20 protein-coding genes, 1 pseudogene and 1 riboswitch are annotated in these 21,413 nt (G+C 38.1%); of the genes and pseudogenes, 5 read left to right on the top strand and 16 right to left on the bottom strand.

Features of this window, described 5'->3' with window-relative positions:
• Positions 1 to 85 precede the first annotated feature (85 nt).
• Genes HMPREF3116_RS01590 through HMPREF3116_RS01610 form a run of 5 tightly spaced genes read right to left on the bottom strand, consistent with a single transcriptional unit; the run spans position 86 to position 3,556 of the window.
• Positions 86 to 1,123, bottom strand: a complete 1,038-nt coding sequence (locus HMPREF3116_RS01590) for a YdcF family protein (RefSeq protein WP_070467226.1) — start codon at positions 1,121 to 1,123, stop codon at positions 86 to 88.
• 8 nt (positions 1,124 to 1,131) lie between these two features.
• Positions 1,132 to 2,028: a 16S rRNA (cytidine(1402)-2'-O)-methyltransferase gene (gene rsmI, locus HMPREF3116_RS01595; RefSeq protein ID WP_070467228.1), complete on the bottom strand. Its 897-nt coding sequence runs from the start codon at positions 2,026 to 2,028 to the stop codon at positions 1,132 to 1,134.
• 4 nt (positions 2,029 to 2,032) lie between these two features.
• Positions 2,033 to 2,413 (bottom strand): GIY-YIG nuclease family protein, encoded by a 381-nt coding sequence (locus HMPREF3116_RS01600; RefSeq protein ID WP_070467230.1) that lies wholly within the window; start codon positions 2,411 to 2,413, stop codon positions 2,033 to 2,035.
• Positions 2,403 to 3,161: a tRNA1(Val) (adenine(37)-N6)-methyltransferase gene (locus HMPREF3116_RS01605; RefSeq protein ID WP_070467231.1), complete on the bottom strand. Its 759-nt coding sequence runs from the start codon at positions 3,159 to 3,161 to the stop codon at positions 2,403 to 2,405. Before HMPREF3116_RS01605 ends, HMPREF3116_RS01600 begins: the two co-directional genes overlap by 11 nt.
• A complete protein-coding gene (locus tag HMPREF3116_RS01610; RefSeq protein ID WP_070467233.1) occupies positions 3,161 to 3,556 on the bottom strand; it encodes an initiation-control protein YabA in 396 nt (131 codons plus the stop codon). Before HMPREF3116_RS01610 ends, HMPREF3116_RS01605 begins: the two co-directional genes overlap by 1 nt.
• A 353-nt stretch (positions 3,557 to 3,909) precedes the next feature.
• Here HMPREF3116_RS01610 and HMPREF3116_RS01615 point away from each other — a divergent pair, with 353 nt between their 5' ends.
• The 3 genes from HMPREF3116_RS01615 (at position 3,910) to HMPREF3116_RS01625 (ending at position 6,629) form a co-directional block, all read left to right on the top strand.
• On the top strand, positions 3,910 to 4,809 hold the full coding sequence (locus tag HMPREF3116_RS01615; protein WP_070467235.1) for a GNAT family N-acetyltransferase: 900 nt from the start codon (positions 3,910 to 3,912) through the stop codon (positions 4,807 to 4,809).
• 180 nt (positions 4,810 to 4,989) lie between these two features.
• Positions 4,990 to 5,991 (top strand): biotin--[acetyl-CoA-carboxylase] ligase, encoded by a 1,002-nt coding sequence (locus tag HMPREF3116_RS01620; RefSeq protein WP_070467238.1) that lies wholly within the window; start codon positions 4,990 to 4,992, stop codon positions 5,989 to 5,991.
• A gap of 122 nt (positions 5,992 to 6,113) precedes the next feature.
• Positions 6,114 to 6,629, top strand: a complete 516-nt coding sequence (locus HMPREF3116_RS01625) for a biotin transporter BioY (RefSeq protein WP_070467240.1) — start codon at positions 6,114 to 6,116, stop codon at positions 6,627 to 6,629.
• Positions 6,630 to 6,665: 36 nt separating this feature from the next.
• Here HMPREF3116_RS01625 and HMPREF3116_RS01630 read toward each other — a convergent pair whose 3' ends face one another.
• The 10 genes from HMPREF3116_RS01630 to rpe form a co-directional block, all read right to left on the bottom strand.
• A complete protein-coding gene (locus HMPREF3116_RS01630; RefSeq protein WP_083272710.1) occupies positions 6,666 to 7,592 on the bottom strand; it encodes a helix-turn-helix domain-containing protein in 927 nt (308 codons plus the stop codon).
• A gap of 159 nt (positions 7,593 to 7,751) precedes the next feature.
• On the bottom strand, positions 7,752 to 8,765 hold the full coding sequence (gene holB, locus HMPREF3116_RS01635; protein WP_070467241.1) for a DNA polymerase III subunit delta': 1,014 nt from the start codon (positions 8,763 to 8,765) through the stop codon (positions 7,752 to 7,754).
• A 32-nt stretch (positions 8,766 to 8,797) separates the two neighbouring features.
• Positions 8,798 to 9,457: a dTMP kinase gene (tmk, locus tag HMPREF3116_RS01640; protein WP_070467243.1), complete on the bottom strand. Its 660-nt coding sequence runs from the start codon at positions 9,455 to 9,457 to the stop codon at positions 8,798 to 8,800.
• A 30-nt stretch (positions 9,458 to 9,487) separates the two neighbouring features.
• A complete protein-coding gene (gene recR, locus HMPREF3116_RS01645; RefSeq protein WP_070467245.1) occupies positions 9,488 to 10,087 on the bottom strand; it encodes a recombination mediator RecR in 600 nt (199 codons plus the stop codon).
• A gap of 213 nt (positions 10,088 to 10,300) precedes the next feature.
• Positions 10,301 to 10,615 (bottom strand): YbaB/EbfC family nucleoid-associated protein, encoded by a 315-nt coding sequence (locus HMPREF3116_RS01650; RefSeq protein ID WP_070467246.1) that lies wholly within the window; start codon positions 10,613 to 10,615, stop codon positions 10,301 to 10,303.
• Between the two features lie 70 nt (positions 10,616 to 10,685).
• Positions 10,686 to 12,533: a DNA polymerase III subunit gamma/tau gene (gene dnaX / locus HMPREF3116_RS01655; protein WP_070467248.1), complete on the bottom strand. Its 1,848-nt coding sequence runs from the start codon at positions 12,531 to 12,533 to the stop codon at positions 10,686 to 10,688.
• A gap of 164 nt (positions 12,534 to 12,697) precedes the next feature.
• Positions 12,698 to 14,077 carry a PTS transporter subunit EIIC gene (locus HMPREF3116_RS01660; protein ID WP_070467250.1) on the bottom strand — a complete coding sequence of 460 codons (1,380 nt, stop codon included), beginning with the start codon at positions 14,075 to 14,077 and terminating at the stop codon, positions 12,698 to 12,700.
• A gap of 29 nt (positions 14,078 to 14,106) precedes the next feature.
• Positions 14,107 to 15,033 carry a sugar phosphate isomerase/epimerase family protein gene (locus HMPREF3116_RS01665; protein ID WP_070467252.1) on the bottom strand — a complete coding sequence of 309 codons (927 nt, stop codon included), beginning with the start codon at positions 15,031 to 15,033 and terminating at the stop codon, positions 14,107 to 14,109.
• A 23-nt stretch (positions 15,034 to 15,056) separates the two neighbouring features.
• A complete protein-coding gene (gene rpiB / locus HMPREF3116_RS01670) occupies positions 15,057 to 15,536 on the bottom strand; it encodes a ribose 5-phosphate isomerase B (RefSeq protein WP_070467254.1) in 480 nt (159 codons plus the stop codon).
• Between the two features lie 9 nt (positions 15,537 to 15,545).
• On the bottom strand, positions 15,546 to 16,202 hold the full coding sequence (gene rpe / locus HMPREF3116_RS01675; protein WP_070467255.1) for a ribulose-phosphate 3-epimerase: 657 nt from the start codon (positions 16,200 to 16,202) through the stop codon (positions 15,546 to 15,548).
• 303 nt (positions 16,203 to 16,505) lie between these two features.
• Here rpe and HMPREF3116_RS01680 point away from each other — a divergent pair, with 303 nt between their 5' ends.
• Positions 16,506 to 17,519, top strand: a complete 1,014-nt coding sequence (locus HMPREF3116_RS01680) for a LacI family DNA-binding transcriptional regulator (protein WP_070467257.1) — start codon at positions 16,506 to 16,508, stop codon at positions 17,517 to 17,519.
• A gap of 55 nt (positions 17,520 to 17,574) precedes the next feature.
• A riboswitch (SMK box riboswitch) is annotated at positions 17,575 to 17,663 on the top strand.
• Positions 17,661 to 18,836, top strand: coding sequence for a methionine adenosyltransferase (metK, locus tag HMPREF3116_RS01685; protein ID WP_070467258.1), 1,176 nt, complete (start codon positions 17,661 to 17,663; stop codon positions 18,834 to 18,836). It overlaps the preceding riboswitch by 3 nt.
• 97 nt (positions 18,837 to 18,933) lie before the next feature.
• Here the strand turns inward: metK and HMPREF3116_RS09330 are convergent.
• Positions 18,934 to 21,281 (bottom strand): annotated as a pseudogene (locus HMPREF3116_RS09330) (HAD-IC family P-type ATPase).
• Between the last annotated feature and the right edge of the window lie 132 nt (positions 21,282 to 21,413).

Raw genomic sequence — 21,413 nt, forward strand, 5'->3', positions numbered from 1 at the left:
AACCATAATGGTCTTTTCTTGTAAAAAAATAGCCTAAAATCATACAAAAAAAGTACAATTTTAGGCTAAATATTATAATATTGTATTAAAAATGTACGAAATTAATGATACCTAAAGCGATCATCAAGCAAGATACCGCTAGATGTAATTTTCGGTGCATGAAAATAATAGCTACAAATTCACGCACCCAATTTAATAATCGCTCCATCATCATAGCCTGAGCACCTACACCAGACATTTGATATAAGCCTTCCATATTGGCATAAAGTTGACTACGGTATAAATGATATGAAGAGGTAACAAAAACCGCCTTGGTCGTTTTCAACTGTTTCGTATTGGCTTGTATAATACCTTTAGCATAGATGAAATTCTCATGCGTATTACGTGCTTGGTCTTCAAGTATGATCGTTTCAGGTGGCACTCCATGGTCCACCAAGTAATCAGCCATAATCCGTGCTTCACTCACATGAGACTCCGCCCCAGTTGACGTTCCACTCACAATAATGCGGGGGACGGTCTGATATTGGAACCGTTGCCTTTCAATATAATCTATCGCCATATCCAAACGACTTTCTAAAACACTAGAAGGCTTTCCTTCCCTAGATAGTTGTTCGCCTAGAATAATCACAAAATCCTGTTGGCCCTCATCCTCAAGTAAGGTCAGACGCAAGGTGACCACCAAATAATTGACAAAAGCTAGTACGAAATAGGCCATTGCAAATTGAAAAACTGTCATCACTTCTTGATGAGAAAAAGGGGCATAAAAGAAGCTTGCCATATATTGAAAGACTGTGCCACCAACCAATAAGACAGCTAATAGTAAACCAATTGTCAACTGCAACTTAGACTTTTCAACTCGGTAAACTTTTAAGGCATAGGAAACCATTCCAATCCCAAAAATCATGGTAAATAGGGGTGCGAGTAACCGCACATAGCGGTCTAACCAATAAAAGGCATGTTGAAACAGCGGATGGTTATTAAAAGTCGGGTCGTTTAAAATCGCTAAAAATAGCATAATAAAACCCGCTAAAAATAGAAAGTTATCCACCAAATTACGCGGTGCAATAACGAGAATAACTATGCCAACAAGAAAACATGTTAGCGCTATGAGATATGGAATCATAAAGCCTCCTATATTTCGTGGTAAGCTGCATATACTTCCCGCTTATTGATACCCGTTTGTTTAGCAACTTGTTTAATCGCATCCTTTGTCGACAAGTCTTTTTGACCCATCCACCAGTCTACTTGTTCTTTTAAGGACATCTCTTCTAAAGCATTCTGTAACATGGTCGCTTCAGTTATTGGCGCATCGTTACCGGCGATGTAGAAGCAAATTTCCCCTTTAATTGGTCCATTTTGAGCGAAATGTATCGCCAGCTCATCAAGGGTGCCACGATTAAATTCTTCAAACTTCTTGGTCAATTCCCGTACCACAACCGCGCGCCGGTCAGGACCAAAGGCGTCTCTTAAATCCTCAAGGGTTTGCACTAACCGGTAGGGTGATTCATAAAACATCATCGTATACGGAAAATTCACCAAGTCATCTAAGAAGGCCTTTTTCTCAGATTTCTTACGAGGTAAAAAACCAATAAATGCGAACTGGTCGGTATCTAGCCCGGACGCAATAAGTCCAGTCAAGGCTGCATTAGCTCCAGGTAGTGGCACCACACGAATGCCTTCAGCGATTGCAGCTTGCGCTAATTCAAAACCTGGATCTGAAATAGCAGGCATACCAGCATCCGATACCTGAGCTAAATGCTGCCCTTTTTTGAGCAAATCTAAAATTTGTGGAATCCGCGTCTGACTATTGTGTTGGTGGTAGGACATCTGCCCCGTCGTCACCTCAAAATGGTTGAGCAACTTTTGCGTATTTCGCGTATCCTCCGCCAAAATCATATCCACCGATTTCAAGGTATTGACTGCACGAAAAGTCATATCCTCCAAATTACCAATCGGCGTCGGCACCAAATACAAGGTCCCAAACCCTTCATTCTCCTGTTTTGTAAATGAATGTTGTACCTGAACCATGCCCTCACTCCTCATTCTTATCCGTCACTACTTCTTCTGGTAAAAAGGGTAAACTGCCCTCTAAGCTATCAGCCACCCGGTCCGTCCACATGTTTGGTGGCCAAACTTGGTTGACGCCCTTTTCTTTAAGGAAGGCTTTCTTTTGACTGCGGGTTAGCTGTTTAAACCAATACTCTGCTGACATCGCCCGCGACTTTGATGTAAACGGCTTGCTATAGACCATATGTACTGGCCTGCGTCCCTTCGCTTGAGTATACTTGGCACCCTTTCCTTGATTGTGCACCTTTTCTCGACGATCTGGATCCGTCGTATAGCCTGTGTAAAGCGTATTATCACTGCAAGCTAGCACGTAGAAATAGTGCCATTTTTCTGACTTATTCGCCATAAATTAACTGTCTCATCTCCGGTGTATATTCATCAGAAACGGTTTGGGTATAGAAAGGTGGCAAGACCCGAAGTCCTTTATCATGACCATCTTTCATGAATTCTAATAAAATTGTTTTGGCTTCTTTACCTGGTTTAGGATAGATAAACTGCAGCCGCTTCAATGTTAAATGATACTGGCTACCAAGTACGATCAATTCACTCAACCGCTCCGGACGATGGACGATATATAGCTTGCCTCGATTGCGTAAGACGAATTGTGCTTGCTTGAAAATATCTTCTGCTGTCATGGCCACTTCATGACGCGCTAAGGTTTTCGCATCTAGTAAATTGACCTTAGAGTCTTCATATTTTTTAAAATATGGTGGATTACAAGTCACTACATCCACAGAATCCTTTTTAAAAACGTCGCGGACAGTTTTTAAATCCATCTGGTGAATCCTAATTTTATCAGATAGGTCATTGTGGACCATAGACCGTTTCGCCATATCCGCTACTTGGGGTTGGATTTCGATGCCATGAATCTGCGTTTTATCGTTGGTTTTGGCTGATAACAATAAAGGAATGACCCCATTACCCGAACAAAAGTCAATGACCTGCTTCACACGACTCGAAGACACTTGGGCGAAATGCGCCAATAAAATGGCGTCTACTGAAAAGGAGAAGGTCAGGTCACTTTGAATAATTTCAAGATTTTGTGGAATTAAGGCATCTAACCGTTCGCCTGCTCGTAATAAGGATGTCTCCATTAGCCTTGATTCCCCTCACCAGCACGCTCACCATACAGAATATCTAAACAGAACATGCACTGTTCGTCATTTCCTCGGCGTTGACCGTAGGAAATATTACAAATATGGAAGCCATCTTCGTAGATATTCATAAGATTTTGACGGGCTTTTGACATCACCTGTGGTGTATCCTCGCCAGCAGGTTCATCTGTTTTCGCAGTATTTTGCAATAAACTATCGTTTAATTCCGTTAACTCTTGTACCCGTTCACGTAAATAAAAATTTTCCATTTTCAAGTTGTGGGAGGAAATCAATAATTTGTCCCATTCTTCATTGATAGCATCAATTTTTTCAATCATCCCCTGCAATTCACTTTTCAATGCAGTAATTTCTTCTGCTACATGATGTTCATCCACGTTCCCGCACCTACTTTCTACTAGTCATCCTATACCTATTTAGCCAAAGCTTATTTAAGCATCCAATCATTTCCATTAAAACGCAATATCTACGCTTTTCCACTCTCCATGATACCATATGATGTGGCTAACCTAAATGAAAACTTTATTTTCAACTAGCGTCAATTATAGCACACCTGTTCGGTTTTTGATGATTAATTACCCTAAGGCCATCTTAAAAAAGAATATTTCGCTGAAGTACTAGCAAGTTAAACCTGAACAGTATAATTTATTTACCTAAACGATTAAACTCAGCTATGCTAAAATAAAGACAATGAATCGACAAAAAATTTCCAACGAACGGAGTTTCACTCATGCAAGATTTTACCTTTGATAATATGTTTACCCTCGCTGATACCTACGATGAAACCGAATTGTACTATTTCATTGGTAATCGCAAGGTCCCTAGCATGTATAGTAACAATAAAATCGTCCTCGATTTTGTCCCTACAGCTGAAGAATTAGATATTCTAGAAGACAATTTCCTAGATTATGCATATGACTTAAACCTTGCTTACTACAGCTTTGTACTACCTATGAATCAACCACTAGCCCCAGATTTATTCGCTTCAATCGGTGAAGTGGGCTACGAAATTTCACTAACCAAGTTGATGGTGCTAGATCCAGCTGACTTCAAAGGGACAACCAAAGCCAAAGATACCTACGGCGACCGTCTCGTCTTAAAAGAAGTAGATGCTTCTATTGAGCAAGACTACTTTAATTTCAACCAAGTTTTTGATAAAGCGATTGATGACTCAGGCCAATTTGCAGCACAAAAGTTAAATTATTACCCATGGTTTTTAGCGGAAAATAATACCACTGCGCTAGCTGTTTACATCGATGACAAATTAGTCGCTATTACAGATATTATCCGCTTAGCACATGCCTATGAAATTGATAATTTTCAAGTTTTAGATGATTACCAGCGTCAAGGAATCGGTTCACTCATCCAACAATGGGTATGTAATAAAGCCCTAGCTGAAGGTAAAATGGTTATTCTTGCTGCTGATGCTGACGATACCCCTTATGATATGTATGTAAAACAAGGCTACCAAGACCAGGGGATGCAAATTGGGCTCAATCGAAAAATCGAAGCGCCTATTATTGAAGATATTCAAACATACCAAGCCGACCCAGTTGCTTATATGCTTGATAATGCTAATTTTGATGACTTTGATGACTTTGATGAGTTTGAAGCATTTGAAGACGAATAGAAGAAGTATTATGTCCCCCTTAAAGGTATTAAACTTTCAATCTACTAGAGCGAATGCATATCAATAAAGGGGGGTTCGTGTATATTTAAGCACATATCGTCACCCTTATAAAAATAACAGTTGACAATGAAAGTTTAACTTGCTAATCTAATGCTTATATCAAAAGAAAGGACATATGTCATGACAGTTAAAGCAAAGTTACTGGCTTACCTATTAGATCATCCTGGACATTTTCATACTGGACCAGAATTAGCCGACCACTTCCAAGTCAGCCGCAACGCTATTTGGAAAGCTGTAAAGCAACTAGAAACTGAAGGATATGGAATTATCCGTCACCCTAAAGATGGCTATGCCTTAGAAAACCTAAATCATGCCATTGATCCTAACCAAATTCGCCATGGCTTACAAAAAGTTTGGCCTGAATTAAAGGTATACTACCAAGAATCTACCACGTCAACCAATGACCTTGGCCGTAAACATGCAGCAGATCATCCTAACCAACCCGCTCTATTTATTTCGAGCGAGCAAACAGCTGGACGTGGCCGTCGCGGTCGATCTTTTTATTCATCGCTTAGCCAAGGACTTTACTTCTCATTAGTGATGACGCCACCAAGTGGTGCCAATAATGAACTGGTCGCTTCAATGACGATTGCTTCTGCTTCAGCCTATGCAGAAACATTATCAAGCTATTTATCTGATGATGTTATGATTAAGTGGGTGAATGACCTATTTTATCAAGGGAAAAAGGTTGTCGGTATCCTAACCGAAGCAACTTTTGATATGGAAAGCCAGACCATTTCTCATCTGGTACTAGGGATTGGGTCTAACCTTGCGGGTGACTTTGCCAAAGAAAATGCAGAAAATCAAACTGTTGCAGGTACCTTATTTGGACCACAATTACCAGGAACATTTAATACGAACGATTTAATTACAAACTTTGTCATTAAGTTTAAATCTTACTATGATGACTTATCTAGCCTGGCTTTCCTTGACTATTACCGTAGTCACTTATTAGGTAAAAACCAGTGGGTGAACTATACAGAAAATCACAAAAACTACCGTGGTAAAATCCTTGATGTAACAGATCTTGGTCATCTTTCAATCGAAACACCAGAAGGTAAAGTGCGAATCCTTGTATCTGGTGAAGTATCTTTCTCTAGTCAGCAATTCGCTGACCAATAACGCACTTAAACTTAACTATAGCAACAACTTTTGGATGTGTGATCATTTAGCACACATCCATATAAAAAATAAATGGTCAACCATAAATAAAATATAGTTGACTCAATTAAAAGGAGAACAATATGACAAAATCATCTACTTACTATTGGGTACTTTCAGCACTTATGAGTGTTATTACATTCATCGCTTCCTATGTTGTTGTACCGTTCGGTGCAATTCCTTTCACGCTACAAACCTTAGCCGTTATTTTAACAGGTTTATTACTACCGAGAAAATATGCAGCAGTGGCTATGCTTTTAAACGCTATTCTTTTATTTATGTTTAAAGGTGCCTTTATTTACAGCCCTTCTTTTGGTTTTATCATCGGTTTTATTGCGGCTATGTTTTTTGCTAGTCAAAATCCAGCACTTGAAAAAGGTTGGAAAGCATTAACTATTCGTGCAATTGTGATGAATGTCATCATATTTTTATGCGGTTTAACATATATGTACTTGGCACTAAACTTCTTACTAGATTCACCAATCACTTGGATGCAAACACTTATGTCAGGTATGATTATCTTCCTACCGACTGATATCATTAAAAATATAGTAGCCATTTACCTTGCTTTAGTCTTGAAAAAACGATTAGTCCTATAGAAGTTAGCATACTTATTCAATCAAAAGGCCGTGACTTTATCGTCTCGGCTCTTTTGATGATACTATATGCGAATTTGATCTTTCACCATTCTGACTATCTTGTGATACTGAAATAGTAAAGATCGTTTGATAACAAGCTAATTCATCTCGATGCATTTTAGCGAATGGTGGATCAAATAATTCAAAGACTTGAATGGCCTTATGACACTTGCTTAACCCTTCATCCGACTGACCTTCAATCATTTGAATAAGCCCATCTAAAAATAAGAGTCTATTTTTGAAATAATAAGCATTTGTGCTAAGTTCAGGTTGGACTTTAGCTACGATATCTTTCACTTCTTCAGTCCGCCCCGACCGTAAACGGTCAAAACACACATTAATTAGAATGCTGAGCAAGTGATTTTTGATAACATCAGTCTCTTGTAGCGTAGGCAGTTTTTTGACCATTTCATAGACTAATAAGTCCTGCAAAGACATTGTGAGTCCTCTAAGGGAATTCCCTAATAAAATCACTTCATAAGTTGTCCAGATTGAACAATTCAAAATGTAGTCACTAATAGCCTCTTTATCTGCTTCAGCAATCTCAACCTCAGTTAAATCGTTGAGTAAAAGTTTCGTCATAATAGCATTATACCTAAATAACACCTGGTTGGTTTCAAGGTACAACTTTTCATGGGTTTGAATAATCATTTTCAAAGCATTAATATCACCTTGTTTATAGGCACTATCAATTTCTTCAATATATAATTTATATGGGCTATCGAATTTTTCAATAGCAGCAATAAATTCTGAAAAGGATATGCCTAAGTTATGAACTAAGTTCACCAAATGATGAATTGTAATACTAGATTCACCACGCTCAAACTTTGAGAGTTGGGAATAAGAAATCTCTCCCGTGGTCGCATCCTTTAAGGTTAAACCCCGCTCCGTTCTTAAATCTCTATATATTGAACCAATGTTCACGCTGTTGCTCCTTTGTAATATATGACAATAAATAAAATTTCTCGTATAATTCTGCTATATTTTAACAAAAAGGAGACGAAATCATGAAACAAAAGATCTTATCTTTACTAACAACTATCTCTATCTTTGGTATTATCGGTGTCTTATAAAGATTTAAGCCTATTGTTTCCAATAGGCTAGCACCATATATTCCATAGCGGATTGTACACTCACATTTGATTGAATCATCCGTTGTGCTTGCCCTACTAAATGTAGGGCTTTTGTTGCTTCTTCGACCGTAATCTTAGCCAGTATTCCTTGATAGGCCTCAAAATTATTAGGAAACACCATCTGGTCTTGATTGCTTTGTCCTTGATCCGCATGTAGCAATAGATAGAGTAAATCATGAAAATGAAAAGCTACAAGATTAAGGGCTTGAATGATATCTGCTCTACCCTTGGGACCCTTCATCCAGTCTGATGCTACCATGGTTAGACCTCGAGGGTCTTTTTTCACGATTAAATCAACCCATTGCATAGACCAGGTCAAACGTTGTTGGAAATCTTCATCCCAAGCCAAGGCAACTGCCTCGTCGATATCATTGGTCAAGGCAGTCAAAGTGGTCGCCATACTTGGTTTAATCCCTGCTTCTTCAAATAAAGCTTTTAAACTTACCTGATTCAGTTGGGGAAAATGAATCATCTGGCAACGAGAAACAATGGTTGATAAGATAGCATCTCTATTGTTGGTTAAAAGGAAGATAAAAACATTTTCATGCGGTTCTTCAATGAATTTTAATAGTGAATTAGCTGCATTTACAGTCATTTTCTCTGCTTCATGAATGATAAAAATTTGGTTGTCTCCTTCAAGTGAAGACATAGACAACCGCTCTTTCAAATCTCTGGTCTGATCAATTTTTATGGTATTGCCGTCTGGCTCAATATGGAAAACATCAGGATAATCAGCAGACAGAATCCTGCGACAATGGTTACACGTACCACAAGGCGTCCCTTGGTCCTCAGGATTTAAACAATTTAAATAAGCTGCTAAATAAAGTGCCATATCTTCTTGACCAGCGCCGACCATCCCTTCAAAAATATAGGCATGACCAAGGCGGTTATTGATGAGTACCCTGTCCATCATAGCGGTTAAATCAGCTTGTTTTCTAGCGATATCAAAATGTTCATGTGCCATAGATGGACTCCTTCCAATTGTTTTATCAGTATCTAAAGGAATAATTGTGGAAAATGCTTTTCTAAAATTGCCAACGCTTGTATTTGCATACTTTCTGGATCTTGGCGAGCGTCAATTACCTGAATACGGTCTGGGAAACGATCTTTCAAGACAACATACCCTTTATGCACACGTTGGTGGAAATCAATGGCTTCTACATCCAAACGGTTTTGTTCCGATTGACTACGGTTAGCTTGAATGCGTCGAATCCCTTCTTCAGCGGTAATATCTAAATATAAGGTAAGATCTGGTTGGCGACCATCAGTTGCGAATTGATTAATGGCTATAATACCCTCTTCACCAATTTCACGACCATAACCTTGATAGGCAATCGAAGAATCTACAAAACGGTCACATAAAACCATTTGTCCAGCTTCTAGCGCCGGAATTACCGTATGCATCAAATGTTGACGACGACTCGCTGCATATAATAGTGCCTCAGCCCGGGCATCTAAAGCTACATTTTCCGGATGCAAAATGACACCTCTAATTTGTTCAGCAATCGGGTCGCCACCTGGCTCGCGTGTCAGCTTTAACGGCACAGCCAACTTTGCCTCAAGTTTTTTTGTTAGTCCTTGAATTAAGGTTGTTTTACCAGCGCCATCTGGCCCTTCAACTGTGATAAATTTACCAGCAAATGTTTGTGTATCCATGAGGTCTCCTTCAAATCTGTTGTTCGTTCATTAATCGATGTCACGCCGGCCTTCAAGGGCACGTAATAAGGTCATCTCGTCCGCATATTCAATATCACTCCCCACGGATAAACCGTAAGCAATCCGTGAGACCTGAATACCAGCAGGTTTAATTAATCTAGAAAGATAGGTAGCGGTTGCTTCCCCTTCGGCGGTTGCATTAGTGGCAACAATCACTTCCTTAACCTGGTCATCTTGCAAGCGAGTCAGTAGAGATTGGATGTTCAAATCCTCTGGGCCAGTTCCTTCCATAGGTGATAGAACACCATGTAAAACATGATACAAACCATGGTATTCCCGCATCCTTTCCATAGATACCACATCACGTACTTGCTCTACTACTAAAATGCGTGAACGGTCACGATGTTCGTCTGTACAAATCTCGCATGGGTCAGATTGGGTAATATTACCGCAAATTGAACAGTATCGTAGCTCACGTTTAGCATCTACTAAAGACGAAGCAAATTGCAGTACATCCGCCTCAGGCATGTCCAAGACAAAAAAAGCCAATCTTGATGCTGTCTTTTGGCCAATCCCTGGCAATTTACTAAAAGAATCGATTAACTTGGCAATTGGTTCTGGATATTGCATTCTCTACACCCCTGCATCTAACTTTCCTTACATTTTAAACCTTTTATTGAAAAAGGTCATACGCTAACAATATAGGACACCAATACTAGGTAGTGGTGCATATAGACTCACTATCCTTATGGGTCATACGATATTTTCTCAAAAATACCATGGATAGTCCTACTACCCATGGTAAAAACCGTTGTTCATGCGCAACTATAAACTTTACGTTGATTATAGTCCTGGGATACCTTTTGTGTATTTACCCATAACATTTGCAGTTTCAGTATCTACTTTTTCAAGTCCGTTATTGACTGCTGCAATCAATAAATCTTGTAACATATCAACGTCCTCAGGATCTACTGCATCCGGTTTGATATTGATCGCTTTTACACGACGGTCACCTGTTACAGTAACATTTACCATACCTGATGGTTCAGTACCTTGAAATTCCTTTGATTCAATATTCTTTTGTTCTGATTCCATCTCTTGTTGCATCTTTTGCATTTTACGCATCATTTGTTGCATATTTGCCATTCCGCCTGCCATTTTATTATCTCCTTTATCTTTTCCTTATTGCTTACTATAATTGTTTACTTTTCATCATATTTGATATGACTTAATCATCTATTATTGTAACATTATCTTTACCAAATAGTGAAGTTGCATGGTCTATCTGTTCTTGACGTGAACGAATCTCTTCTTCATTTAAACCATTCTCATCTAGACCATCATCCAACGCTTCATCCTCTTGGGTAAAGGCTTCCGCATCCGTTGCTGACCCTTTTGTAGCGATCGCATCACTACCCACTAGATCATCTAAATTGCCATTTTTCATAGCTTGTACATAACTTTGTCTTGCAGATTGCCATTGGTCGCTCGTTAAATAGTACATCTTAGTTGGATGCCCTAATTGATTGGATAAAATCCGTTCAATTTCTTGACGTGTCTCTATATCCTCATCCACTTTTTTACATAGAATTTCATAATCAAAGCGGACGACAAAAGCATTCGGTGACGCTGCTGCTGGGAAGGTTGCCTTTAATAAAGCTGCTTGCATACTTGGTAAGCTCTCAATTAGCCCTTCCCATAAACTCGCAATATCATTTAAATCTTTCTTAGTTGCTTGATTCAACACTTGAAAGACCTTCGTAAGGTTTGGTGTAAAGGCTGTAGCATTGCTTGAGCGTTTAGCTGGTTTACTTGGCGCAGGTTTTGTTGGTTGCGTACCGCCATTTTCTACCTGTGCAGTTAAATTCGCCACTTGCTCTTGCAGTTCAGCTATGGCTTGACTCACTTGCGTTGGTAAGACATGGTCTCCTTCTTGACCTACAGGAGCTTGGTGCATATGCCCTTGGCTTGCATTCGTTTGCCCACCAATCTGACTTGCTACTTGTACTGTTGCCACCTCTAAATAAATCGTTGGCTGCAATGAAAAACGAATCTCTGCTTGCGTTTCTCGAAAGACTTTCATCATCTTATACAAGACACTAACATCAATCGTTTTAGCCAGTCTATAGAAAGCTTCATCATAACGTTGCGTCAAGTCTTCAAGCACTGATGTATCTGCCTTAGTTTCTTTCGCAATCATTAAATCACGAACGAATACCAGCTGTTCTTCTACAAAGCGAGCTGCATCTTGACCACCAGCCAATAAAGCATGTAAATGATCCAATGCGACCGTTACTTGTCCCTTAGCTAATGCATCTGTGTATTGAACCAACTGTTCTTCTGACAAAGCACCAGTAACCAATCGACTGGTTTCAAGTGATAAGGTGCCGTCAGAAAAAGAAATTACTTGGTCTAACAAGGATAAGGCATCTCGCATCCCACCGTTTGCTGCCCGGGCAATTATAGTAAGGGCACCGTTCTCATATTCAATCCCATCCTGGTCTAAAATAAATGCCATCCGGTCTTCAATCATCTGACGTGAAATACGTTTAAAATCAAAACGTTGGGTTCTTGAAATAATCGTTGCAGGTATCTTATGTGGCTCAGTAGTTGCTAAAATAAAAATGACATTAGCTGGTGGTTCCTCTAAGGTTTTTAACAAGGCATTGAAAGCCCCCGTTGAAAGCATGTGGACCTCATCAATAATATAGACCTTATATTGCGCTTCCGTTGGCGCATAGCGGACCTTATCACGGATATCACGAATCTCCTCAACCCCGTTATTAGACGCCGCATCGATTTCAATCACATCCGGCAAAGTGCCATCCGTAATTGCCCGGCAAATCTCACATTCATTACATGGTTCCCCATCCACCTGGTTTAGACAGTTGATCGCTTTCGATAGAATTTTAGCCGCACTCGTCTTACCAGTCCCCCTTGGACCCGTAAACAAGTAAGCGTGACTCGTTTTGCCAGTTCGAATGGCATTTTGCAGCGTACGCGCAACAGCCTCTTGGCCAACAATATCTCCAAATGTCTGCGGCCGCCAAACGCGGTATAATGCTTGGTAACTCATCGCTGCCTCCTTAAACTTGCTACATTTAATCATCTCGAACATTATAACATGAAATAGCAATATGCTCTATGTTAAGACTAATGTATAAGAATACACAAAAAATACCTCTAGAAGTAAGTTTTAAAAGCTCACTTCCAGAGGTAAAACCTATAACAGTTTTTCAATTATGCTAATTTTTCCTCTTTACTAGTCACAAAATAAGCAATAACTAAAGATACAATAAGTGAAATACCTAATCCAATAATCGCATGAAGAAAGTTTCCTGAAGTATCCCCAACAAATGCAGGCAATGTTGTCACACTCCCAAATACAAAGGCATTCGTTGTAACTTTCATTAATCCTAGATACGCTCCTCCGACGGCACCTCCAATGATTTGTGCTAAGAACAGTTTTCTATTTTTCACTAATAAACCAAACAGGGTTGGTTCAATAATAGCAGAAAGTGCAATTGTAAATGCACCAGTTAAAGAAAAGTTTCGAATCTCTTTGTTTCTAGCTTTTAAAGCAATACCTAAAGTTGTACCAATAACGGCAAAGTTACATGCAAACGTAAAAGGCACAATATAGTCATAACCATACGTAGATACATTATTAATCATGATTGGGTTAACTGCCCAGTGGATACCCAAACTAACCAGGACACTCCAACCACCACCGACTGCAATACCCGCTAGAATATTACTTGTTTCAATTAGATAGTTCACAACGTTCGCTACGAGTTCCCCACCATACACACCTAAAGGTCCAATCACAATAACAGTAAGCGGTACCATAATTGCTAATGAAATCAGTGGTACAATTACTAGTTTTAAACTTTCAATAATATAATCATCTAAGAATTTGTACAGGTAAGAGAAAATCCAAATTGCTAGGATAATTGGTACTACCGTTGAATTGTAATTCATCAGTACAACTGGCATCCCAAAAAATGAAGTAGTTGCACCATTCCCTACATCTCCCATTAATCCGATAAAATCTGGATGTAATAAGGAAGCCCCAATCAACGCTGAAATATATGGGCTCGCACCAAATCTACGACCTGAAGTAAAAGCAAGCAATACAGGCAAGAAGTAGAATACAGCCATAGACGTCGAATTCAGAATTGTATAGGTACCACTAGTTTCTGATACCCAGCCAACTTGAACTAGCAGTAGTAATAATCCACGTAAGACCCCTGAACCCGCAAGAGCTGGTAAAAGTGGTGAAAAAATACCAGCAATGGCAGAGAACACCTTACTTACCACACTTACCGATTCTCCTGAATTATCAGATTTAGAAGTTTCGATTTTTCCGCCAACTAACTGTTCAAATTCATCATACAGTTTAGGGACCTCTGTCCCAATTAAAATTTGAAATTGTCCAGCCTTATTGACGACGTTAACAACACCTTCAACAGCTTGAACTTCTGCATCATCCACAATGGATTTATCTTTTAAATTTAACCGTAATCGAGTTGCACAATGCGTCATTCCTGAGATATTTTCTTTCCCACCCACAGCTGTTAATATTTCGGTTGCCATTTTTTTATAGTCTTTTTTTGCCATAATAGATTTACCCTCCCATAGGTTTATCTTTAATTTAAGAACGAAATCAATAATTCATGTGCTGCGATTGCGTCATTTCTATCAATAATATTTTGGATTGTTTCCATACCGATTTTGTCAATCTTGTCATTCAATAGCTTAATCATCTTAATATTTTGTTCTGTTTCTTGTACTGCATCCTCAATTACAGGGAAAGTATCAAAATAGAAAATACCTTGATAATCATGCTTCTTAATATAATATAGAAATTCCAATGTTTTAAATGGCGATGAAGAGGCTATCATTAGACCATCATCATTTAAACCATAGCCATCATTAATATGAACACCAAAAAGCAATTGACGACTTGCAAAGATGTCAGCAGCAAAAGCAGGATTTTCATGCTTCATTAACATATGACAGTAGTCTAGAGTGATACCTACATTTTCACGATTAATTTCGTTTAGCATCATACCTGCAATACCCATACTGTCTATAAAAGCATAGGCTCTGGGTTGGAAAGGTTTATACTCGATACTAATCTTCAAATCTGGTGCATAATCTGCAATTTCTTGAAATGCTTCAACGATTTGCGTCCATACTTTTCTATAGTTAATTTGGAAGCCATAATCAAAACCATCATAACCTAACCAAATAGTCACAATTTCTCCACCAACTGCTCTACAATAATCAGCTGCATCTTTACTTAATTGAATAGCCTCTTTTGAAATTTGCAAATCATGGTTTCCTAGTTCACCATTGATAAACTCATTTCTAAACCGTAAGGCTACACCATTTGCTTTTAAATCATTTGCATTTAATAGTTTATTCATTTGTTGAAATTCAATATCACCCACATGTTCAGGATAATTTAAATCAACATGTGTTAATCCTAATCTATTAAATTCAACAAACACTTTCTCCAAATCATTATCAAACTTTGGTAAATATGAATTTATTCTTGTTGCTAGTTTCATCTATTTCCTCCATATATTCGCTATTAACACACAAAATTTCCATCTGGATCTGCGTTGGCTTTTCCACTTTCAATATCTTCAATCATTTCAAGGCGTTTACCATGTCGCCCACCTTCGTATTCAGCATTTAACCACTCTTTGACAATCATTTTTGCTAGGTCTTCCCCAACTACTCTAGCGCCAAATGCTACTATATTAGTATTATTATGTTCTCTAGATAATTTTGCTGAATAGGGTTCACTACAAACAACTGCTCGAATACCTTTGACTTTATTTGCACTAATAGAAATCCCTACTCCAGTTCCACAAATTAAAATACCACCATCGACTTTTTTATTTACAATCGCATCAGCCACAGCTTTTCCATACTTAGGGTAATCCGTTCTATCTTTTGACAGTGGACCAAAATCGACAATTTCTAAACCTAGATCTTCTACATACGCTTTAATTGAATTCTTTAAATCAACACCTACATGGTCGCTTGCAATTCCTATTTTTTTCATATTGTCCTCCTATACGGTCTGTTTAAAGTTTTGTATTAATTCTTGATATCCTTCTGACTTACCAAACAAAGCTGAAGTTCCTAATACAAATCCGGTTACACCAATTTCATTCAAAGTCTTTATTCTCTCAGGAGAAATTGCTCCATCAACCATGATTTGATAATCGTACTTGCTAGAGAGCTTTGATAAGTCTTCAATTTTTTCATCTATAAAAGACAAATATTTTTGCCCTGAAAATCCTGGGTTAACAGTCATTACCATCACATAATCTGTAATTGGAAGTAAACTTTTTATCGTCTCTATAGATGTACCGGGATTTATTGCAATACCCGCTTTAACACCATTTTTATGAATCAAGTCAATTGTTCTCGCAGGATGCAAATCAGCCTCTGGATGAAAATAAATAATATCTACACCTAAATCTGTGAATAATTTAATATAGTTCACAGGGTCTTCAATCATCAAATGCACATCTACAAGTTTGTTGGTGCTAGCTCTAATCGCTTGTACATCTTGTAAACCCATTCCAAAATTAGGTACAAATCTCCCATCCATAATATCTATATGAAAAATATCCGTTCCAGCCTCGTCTAATTCTCTAACCGTTGATGCTAAGTTATTAAAATCAGCGCACATCATTGACGGGCAGATTAATAATTCACTCATACGTATTCCCCTTCCTATTTGAGTAATCGTTTACTCAATGCTTAAAAAAATATATCTCTTTATTGGGTAATCGTTTACTCAATGCTTAAAAAAAATTTAATCGTTTTTAAACTGAAGTTTTGAATATTCATTTACTAAAAAAAGACTTAACTTTTCTTGGGTAATCGTTTACTCTTAACTTGTACATATAGTCTCATATTATTTTTGATATGTCAACGCTTTCATGGAAATATTTTATTCCATTGGCTTAGACTAATAAAGATACGTATAATTAAACTAAATAAATATCAGCGAGGAGATCTTATGAAAAAAGTTTCCATAAAAGATATAGCCAATATAACAGGAGTATCGACAGCTACTGTCTCTCGTGTAATCAATAATAATGGCCGATTTTCTGAAGAAACAAGATTAAAAGTCGAACAAGCGATTAAAGATACAGGATATCAAACAAACTTTAATGCAAAATCATTACGCATTAATAAAAGCTATTCTGTCGGTATACTTGTACCCGATATTACAAATAGTTTTTTTGGTAATGTGGTTAAAGAAATAGAAATAGAACTTTTTAACCATGATTATTCAACAATTATTGCAAGTACCGGAAGGAATCCAAAAAAAGAATATAATTATATAGATATGTTAACAAGTAAAATGATTGACGGTTTAATCATTATTTCTGGGCTAAATTATTCGAGTAAACAAGAATCCGTTCATGATATTGAAGTCCCTTTTATTTGTATCGACCGCGAGCTAAATACAAGTAAATCTATTACACTCATCACTTCCGATCACTACCAAGGTGGTATAGAAGCAGCCAAGGCTTTCGCTGAAACAGGTATTAAGAAACCATTAATCATTGTTAGAGATACAAATACTACTTCCACCATGGAGCGTATTGAAGGATTCCGTCATCAATTAATTAATGAGGCCATTACTTTTGGGGATGAACAAATCTTCGAACTTCATTCAACTGACACTATAACTATAAGAAGTCAAATCAAAACGGTATTAGAACGTAATAAGGGTACCGATGGTATCTTTGCTGCAAATGACGAAATGGCAGCTTTGATTCTTAAAGTAGCTCAGAACATGGATATTAAAGTTCCCGAAGATTTACAGATTATCGGTTTCGACAATTCATCAATCAGTAAATATACAAACCCTTCACTATCAACTATCGAACAAAATACTGAAGAAATTGCCAAAACTGCAGTGAAGTATTTATTAAACGAAATTGATGGCTCAAGTCCTAAGGAACGTAAGAAACTTATTCCAGTTCGATTAATAAAACGAGGCTCGTTAAAAAAGAATAACTAATTAGAAAATACCGCCATTTTCCCGTTACTATTCCCTTCATATCATGTATAATGGGGGACGTTACAATAAATTTTTCCCGATAGGGTTTGCTTAGGCAAAAATTCCTTGTAACCATAAAATTTATATTTTGGGGGAAACAATATGAATAAACGACTATTTACTTCTGAATCAGTCACAGAAGGACATCCAGATAAAGTAGCTGACCAAATTTCTGATGCGATTCTTGACGCGATTCTTGCACAAGACCCACAAGCACGCGTTGCTTGCGAAACTGCTGTAAACACAGGATTAGTTCTTGTTTTCGGCGAAGTGACAACTAGCGCATATGTGGATATCCAAAAAATTGTGCGCGATACCATTCGTGAAATTGGTTATCGTGATGGCAAATTCGGATTTGACGCTGATTCCATTGCCGTACTGGTTTCACTAGATGAACAATCACTTGATATCGCACAAGGTGTAGATGACGCTATTGAAACTCGGGAAAAGGGTGAAACTGACAACAAGCTGATTGGTGCCGGTGACCAAGGGATTATGTTTGGTTACGCGACGGACGAAACACCAGAATTAATGCCAATGCCAATTGCCTTAAGCCACCGCCTATCTCGTCGACTAGCTGAAGCCCGTAAAAGTGGCGAATTAAACTATCTAGGTCCAGATGGTAAGACACAAGTAACCATCGAATATGATGACAATCATCAACCACAACGTATCGATACCATCGTTATCTCTACACAACACACTGAAGGTATCGAATTAGATCAAATCCGACAAGATGTGATCAAACACGTGATTAAACCTACGATGCCTGACAATTGGTTGGATGAGAACACCCGTTACTTCATCAACCCAACTGGTAAGTTTGTATCCGGTGGTCCAGAAGCCGATTCAGGGTTAACTGGTCGCAAAATTATCGTTGATACATACGGTGGCTCTGCTCACCATGGTGGTGGTGCCTTCTCAGGTAAAGACGCTACTAAAGTTGACCGCTCTGCTTCATATGCTGCCCGTTATATAGCGAAAAACTTGGTAGCTGCTGGTCTAGCTCGTAAGGTTGAAATCCAATTAGCATACGCAATTGGGGTTGCAGAACCTGTATCTATTTCAATTGATACATTCAATACTAGTGCATTATCAGAAACTGATTTAGTAGCCCTAGTACGCGATAACTTCGATTTAACACCAAACGGTATTATTGACATGTTATCACTACGCCAACCAATCTTCAGTAAAACTGCTGCATACGGCCATTTTGGTCGAGATGACCAAGATTTTGCTTGGGAGAAAACAGATAAAGTAGACAGCTTGAAGAAATAAAATAATATCAATAGCCCCCAGTAAACGGGTAATCTACCGTTTTACTGGGGGCCTTTTTATATCATGTCTTACTTTAAAATGTCACAATGAAAAGCTACTAAAGATACAGTCGTATAAAAAAGTCTTTAAAATGAGATTCATAGCGATGGCATATTTTCCAAAAACCAAAAGCAACCACCAATAAAATAAAGCTGATAATCACTTCATTGATTGACATCGGTTGAATAGTCAAAATATCAGAAAAATATGGTAATGCTACCGCAATCACTGACATAGCAATTGTACTCGTTAACGCTAGAAACAGTCGTAATCTATTGAATGGAAAGCAAGATTTCCATACCGCAAATAATGACACGCCTGTTAATAAAATATAATCAAAGGTACGAGCTGTTTCAAAATCTAGTATACCCACTTTAACCAAGAATAAAGAAACAAGTATAGCAAAAGACACGGTCAAGGCACTTGGTGTTGCAGCAGCCAATGCTTTTGGTAAGAATCGTTCCTTCACTTGTTCATTACTTGCTTCAAATGACATGAAGAAAGCAGGGTAACCTTCAATAAATTTATCAATCATTGTAATTTGTAAGGGAATAAATGGAAATGGGAAATTTAATGCAATACAGATCAGTGTTACGATTAGTGAATATAAGGTCTTGATAAAGAAAACACTCGATGACCGTGTAATATTATTCACCACTCGACGACCTTCAGATATGACCGCTGGTAGATCACCAAAATCTGAATTGACAAGAATTAAATCAGCCATTTGACGTGTAGCCCCGTCTCCTTCTGCCATGGCAATAGACAAATCCGTTTGTGATAAGGCTAAAATATCATTTACCCCATCTCCTGTCATCCCAACAATATGGTCCGCCTCCTGTAACTCCGAAACCAGCAATTTCTTTTGTTGTGGTGATACTCGGCCAAATACATTATATTGGTGTGCTGCTTGTCTTACTAATTTTTCGTCTTGAATTTGGCTCATATCAATCGCTTGAGTACGCCCTTCAAGACCAGCATTTTTCGCTACTCTAGCAACAGTTTGCGGATTATCCCCTGAGATCACTTTGATAGCCACACCCTCATTTTGGAAAAAGGCCATCGTCCTTTTCGCGTTAGGTCTAATAGGATCACTTAGTGTGATATAACCAATCGGCTGAATACCCATATCTATAATATCAGGCTGGTCATCTCCAAGTGTAGTTAAAGACTCACCTACTAACAAAACCCTTAACCCCTCATTTTGTGCTATATTAATCTCATCAATCATTTCATTGAGTAAGTATTCTGGCGCACCAACGAAAATTGTTTCTGCTGTTTCAAAAGTAATTGCTCCCCACTTTCGTTCGGATGAAAATGGCATCACTTGCGTTGCACCCACTGTAGCTGACTGATCTTCAAAATATTGTTTCAAGGCACTCATTGTTAAGTTACTATCCATACTCGCAGCGGTATAGTTAGCCAATTTTTCTTCTAATACTTGTTGAGATACATTGGCAAGTGGGTAAACCCCTTCAACTGACATTGTCCCTTGGGTGATTGTACCAGTCTTATCTAAACACAAAGAATCCATATGAGCCAAAGCTTCAACAGCATACATATTTTGCACAAGAACATGCTGTTTTCCTAGTTTTAATACAGCCGTTGATAAGGCTAAAGAAATCAATAAGACTAATCCCTTAGGTAGCATACCAATTAAAGCAGCAACTGAATTAATCACAGCCACATCTACTGCATCACTTCTTAAAAGAAAGGTTTGTAGGAATAGTACAATTCCAAGTGGCATAATAATAAAAGAGGTAAACTTCGCAATTTTTTTAATCGCTTCGGTTAATTCTGAACGTGCATAGGGTTGGGACTTTGTTTCAGCTACTCATTGTTCTGCATAATTATCATCCCCAACATGCACTATCTCAGCCAGCAATTGACCACTTGTTAAGTAAAAACCAGATAGTAAATCATCATCTTTTTGCTTTAAAATAGCATCTGATTCGCCAGTTAAAAGAGATTCGTTCAATTCACCGGAACCCGCTACTACCCGTGCGTCTGAAGGTACCTGGTCACCCCCCTCTAATATAATCAGATCTCCTAAGACTAAATCTGTAGAAGCCACTGTAGTTTCTTGACCGCTCCGGATAACTTTTACCGGCTTATTCGATAAAATCGTCAGTTTACTGACCAAATTACGGGCTCTAATTTCTTGAACAATCCCAATAATAATATTCAATATGATAATTGCTATGAATGCTATATTACTATATGCCCCAACCAGCAACAGTAAGAAAGCTAATAAAAAGTTCAAGGCATTAAATAAAGAAAAACTTGCGCTTTAATAATTTCAATATTTGTCTTCTGTGTAGAATAACTTGTCTGATTTACTTGCCCGCAAGCTAACCTAGACTGTACTTCTTCATCCGATAGACCTTGGTATTGATTATCTGCCATTACATATCCTCCATTTCTCTTCTAACCCTAAATTATACGTGAAATAGCTAGGTTTAAAGGTAAAGTTTTCTTTAGTATTCCCTTAAGAATATTGTTTTATAGGCTCTACAATATATAGGACTGATGACTAAA

This window comes from Aerococcus sp. HMSC10H05, assembly GCF_001806975.1.
GTDB classification, from domain to species: Bacteria; Bacillota; Bacilli; order Lactobacillales; family Aerococcaceae; genus Aerococcus; species Aerococcus viridans_B.

Bases quoted from the DNA above. Each gene is read 5' to 3' on its own strand.
- HMPREF3116_RS01605 (WP_070467231.1), bottom strand. From the start codon at position 3,161: ATGGAGACATCCTTATTACGAGCAGGCGAACGGTTAGATGCCTTAATT.
- rsmI (WP_070467228.1), bottom strand. From the start codon at position 2,028: ATGGTTCAGGTACAACATTCATTTACAAAACAGGAGAATGAAGGGTTT.
- dnaX (WP_070467248.1), bottom strand. From the start codon at position 12,533: ATGAGTTACCAAGCATTATACCGCGTTTGGCGGCCGCAGACATTTGGA.
- HMPREF3116_RS01665 (WP_070467252.1), bottom strand. From the start codon at position 15,033: ATGAAACTAGCAACAAGAATAAATTCATATTTACCAAAGTTTGATAAT.
- rpe (WP_070467255.1), bottom strand. From the start codon at position 16,202: ATGAGTGAATTATTAATCTGCCCGTCAATGATGTGCGCTGATTTTAAT.
- HMPREF3116_RS01650 (WP_070467246.1), bottom strand. From the start codon at position 10,615: ATGGCAGGCGGAATGGCAAATATGCAACAAATGATGCGTAAAATGCAA.
- recR (WP_070467245.1), bottom strand. From the start codon at position 10,087: ATGCAATATCCAGAACCAATTGCCAAGTTAATCGATTCTTTTAGTAAA.
- HMPREF3116_RS01600 (WP_070467230.1), bottom strand. From the start codon at position 2,413: ATGGCGAATAAGTCAGAAAAATGGCACTATTTCTACGTGCTAGCTTGC.
- HMPREF3116_RS01660 (WP_070467250.1), bottom strand. From the start codon at position 14,077: ATGGCAAAAAAAGACTATAAAAAAATGGCAACCGAAATATTAACAGCT.
- metK (WP_070467258.1), top strand. From the start codon at position 17,661: ATGAATAAACGACTATTTACTTCTGAATCAGTCACAGAAGGACATCCA.
- HMPREF3116_RS01590 (WP_070467226.1), bottom strand. From the start codon at position 1,123: ATGATTCCATATCTCATAGCGCTAACATGTTTTCTTGTTGGCATAGTT.
- HMPREF3116_RS01625 (WP_070467240.1), top strand. From the start codon at position 6,114: ATGACAAAATCATCTACTTACTATTGGGTACTTTCAGCACTTATGAGT.
- HMPREF3116_RS01615 (WP_070467235.1), top strand. From the start codon at position 3,910: ATGCAAGATTTTACCTTTGATAATATGTTTACCCTCGCTGATACCTAC.
- holB (WP_070467241.1), bottom strand. From the start codon at position 8,765: ATGGCACATGAACATTTTGATATCGCTAGAAAACAAGCTGATTTAACC.
- HMPREF3116_RS01680 (WP_070467257.1), top strand. From the start codon at position 16,506: ATGAAAAAAGTTTCCATAAAAGATATAGCCAATATAACAGGAGTATCG.
- rpiB (WP_070467254.1), bottom strand. From the start codon at position 15,536: ATGAAAAAAATAGGAATTGCAAGCGACCATGTAGGTGTTGATTTAAAG.
- HMPREF3116_RS01620 (WP_070467238.1), top strand. From the start codon at position 4,990: ATGACAGTTAAAGCAAAGTTACTGGCTTACCTATTAGATCATCCTGGA.
- tmk (WP_070467243.1), bottom strand. From the start codon at position 9,457: ATGGATACACAAACATTTGCTGGTAAATTTATCACAGTTGAAGGGCCA.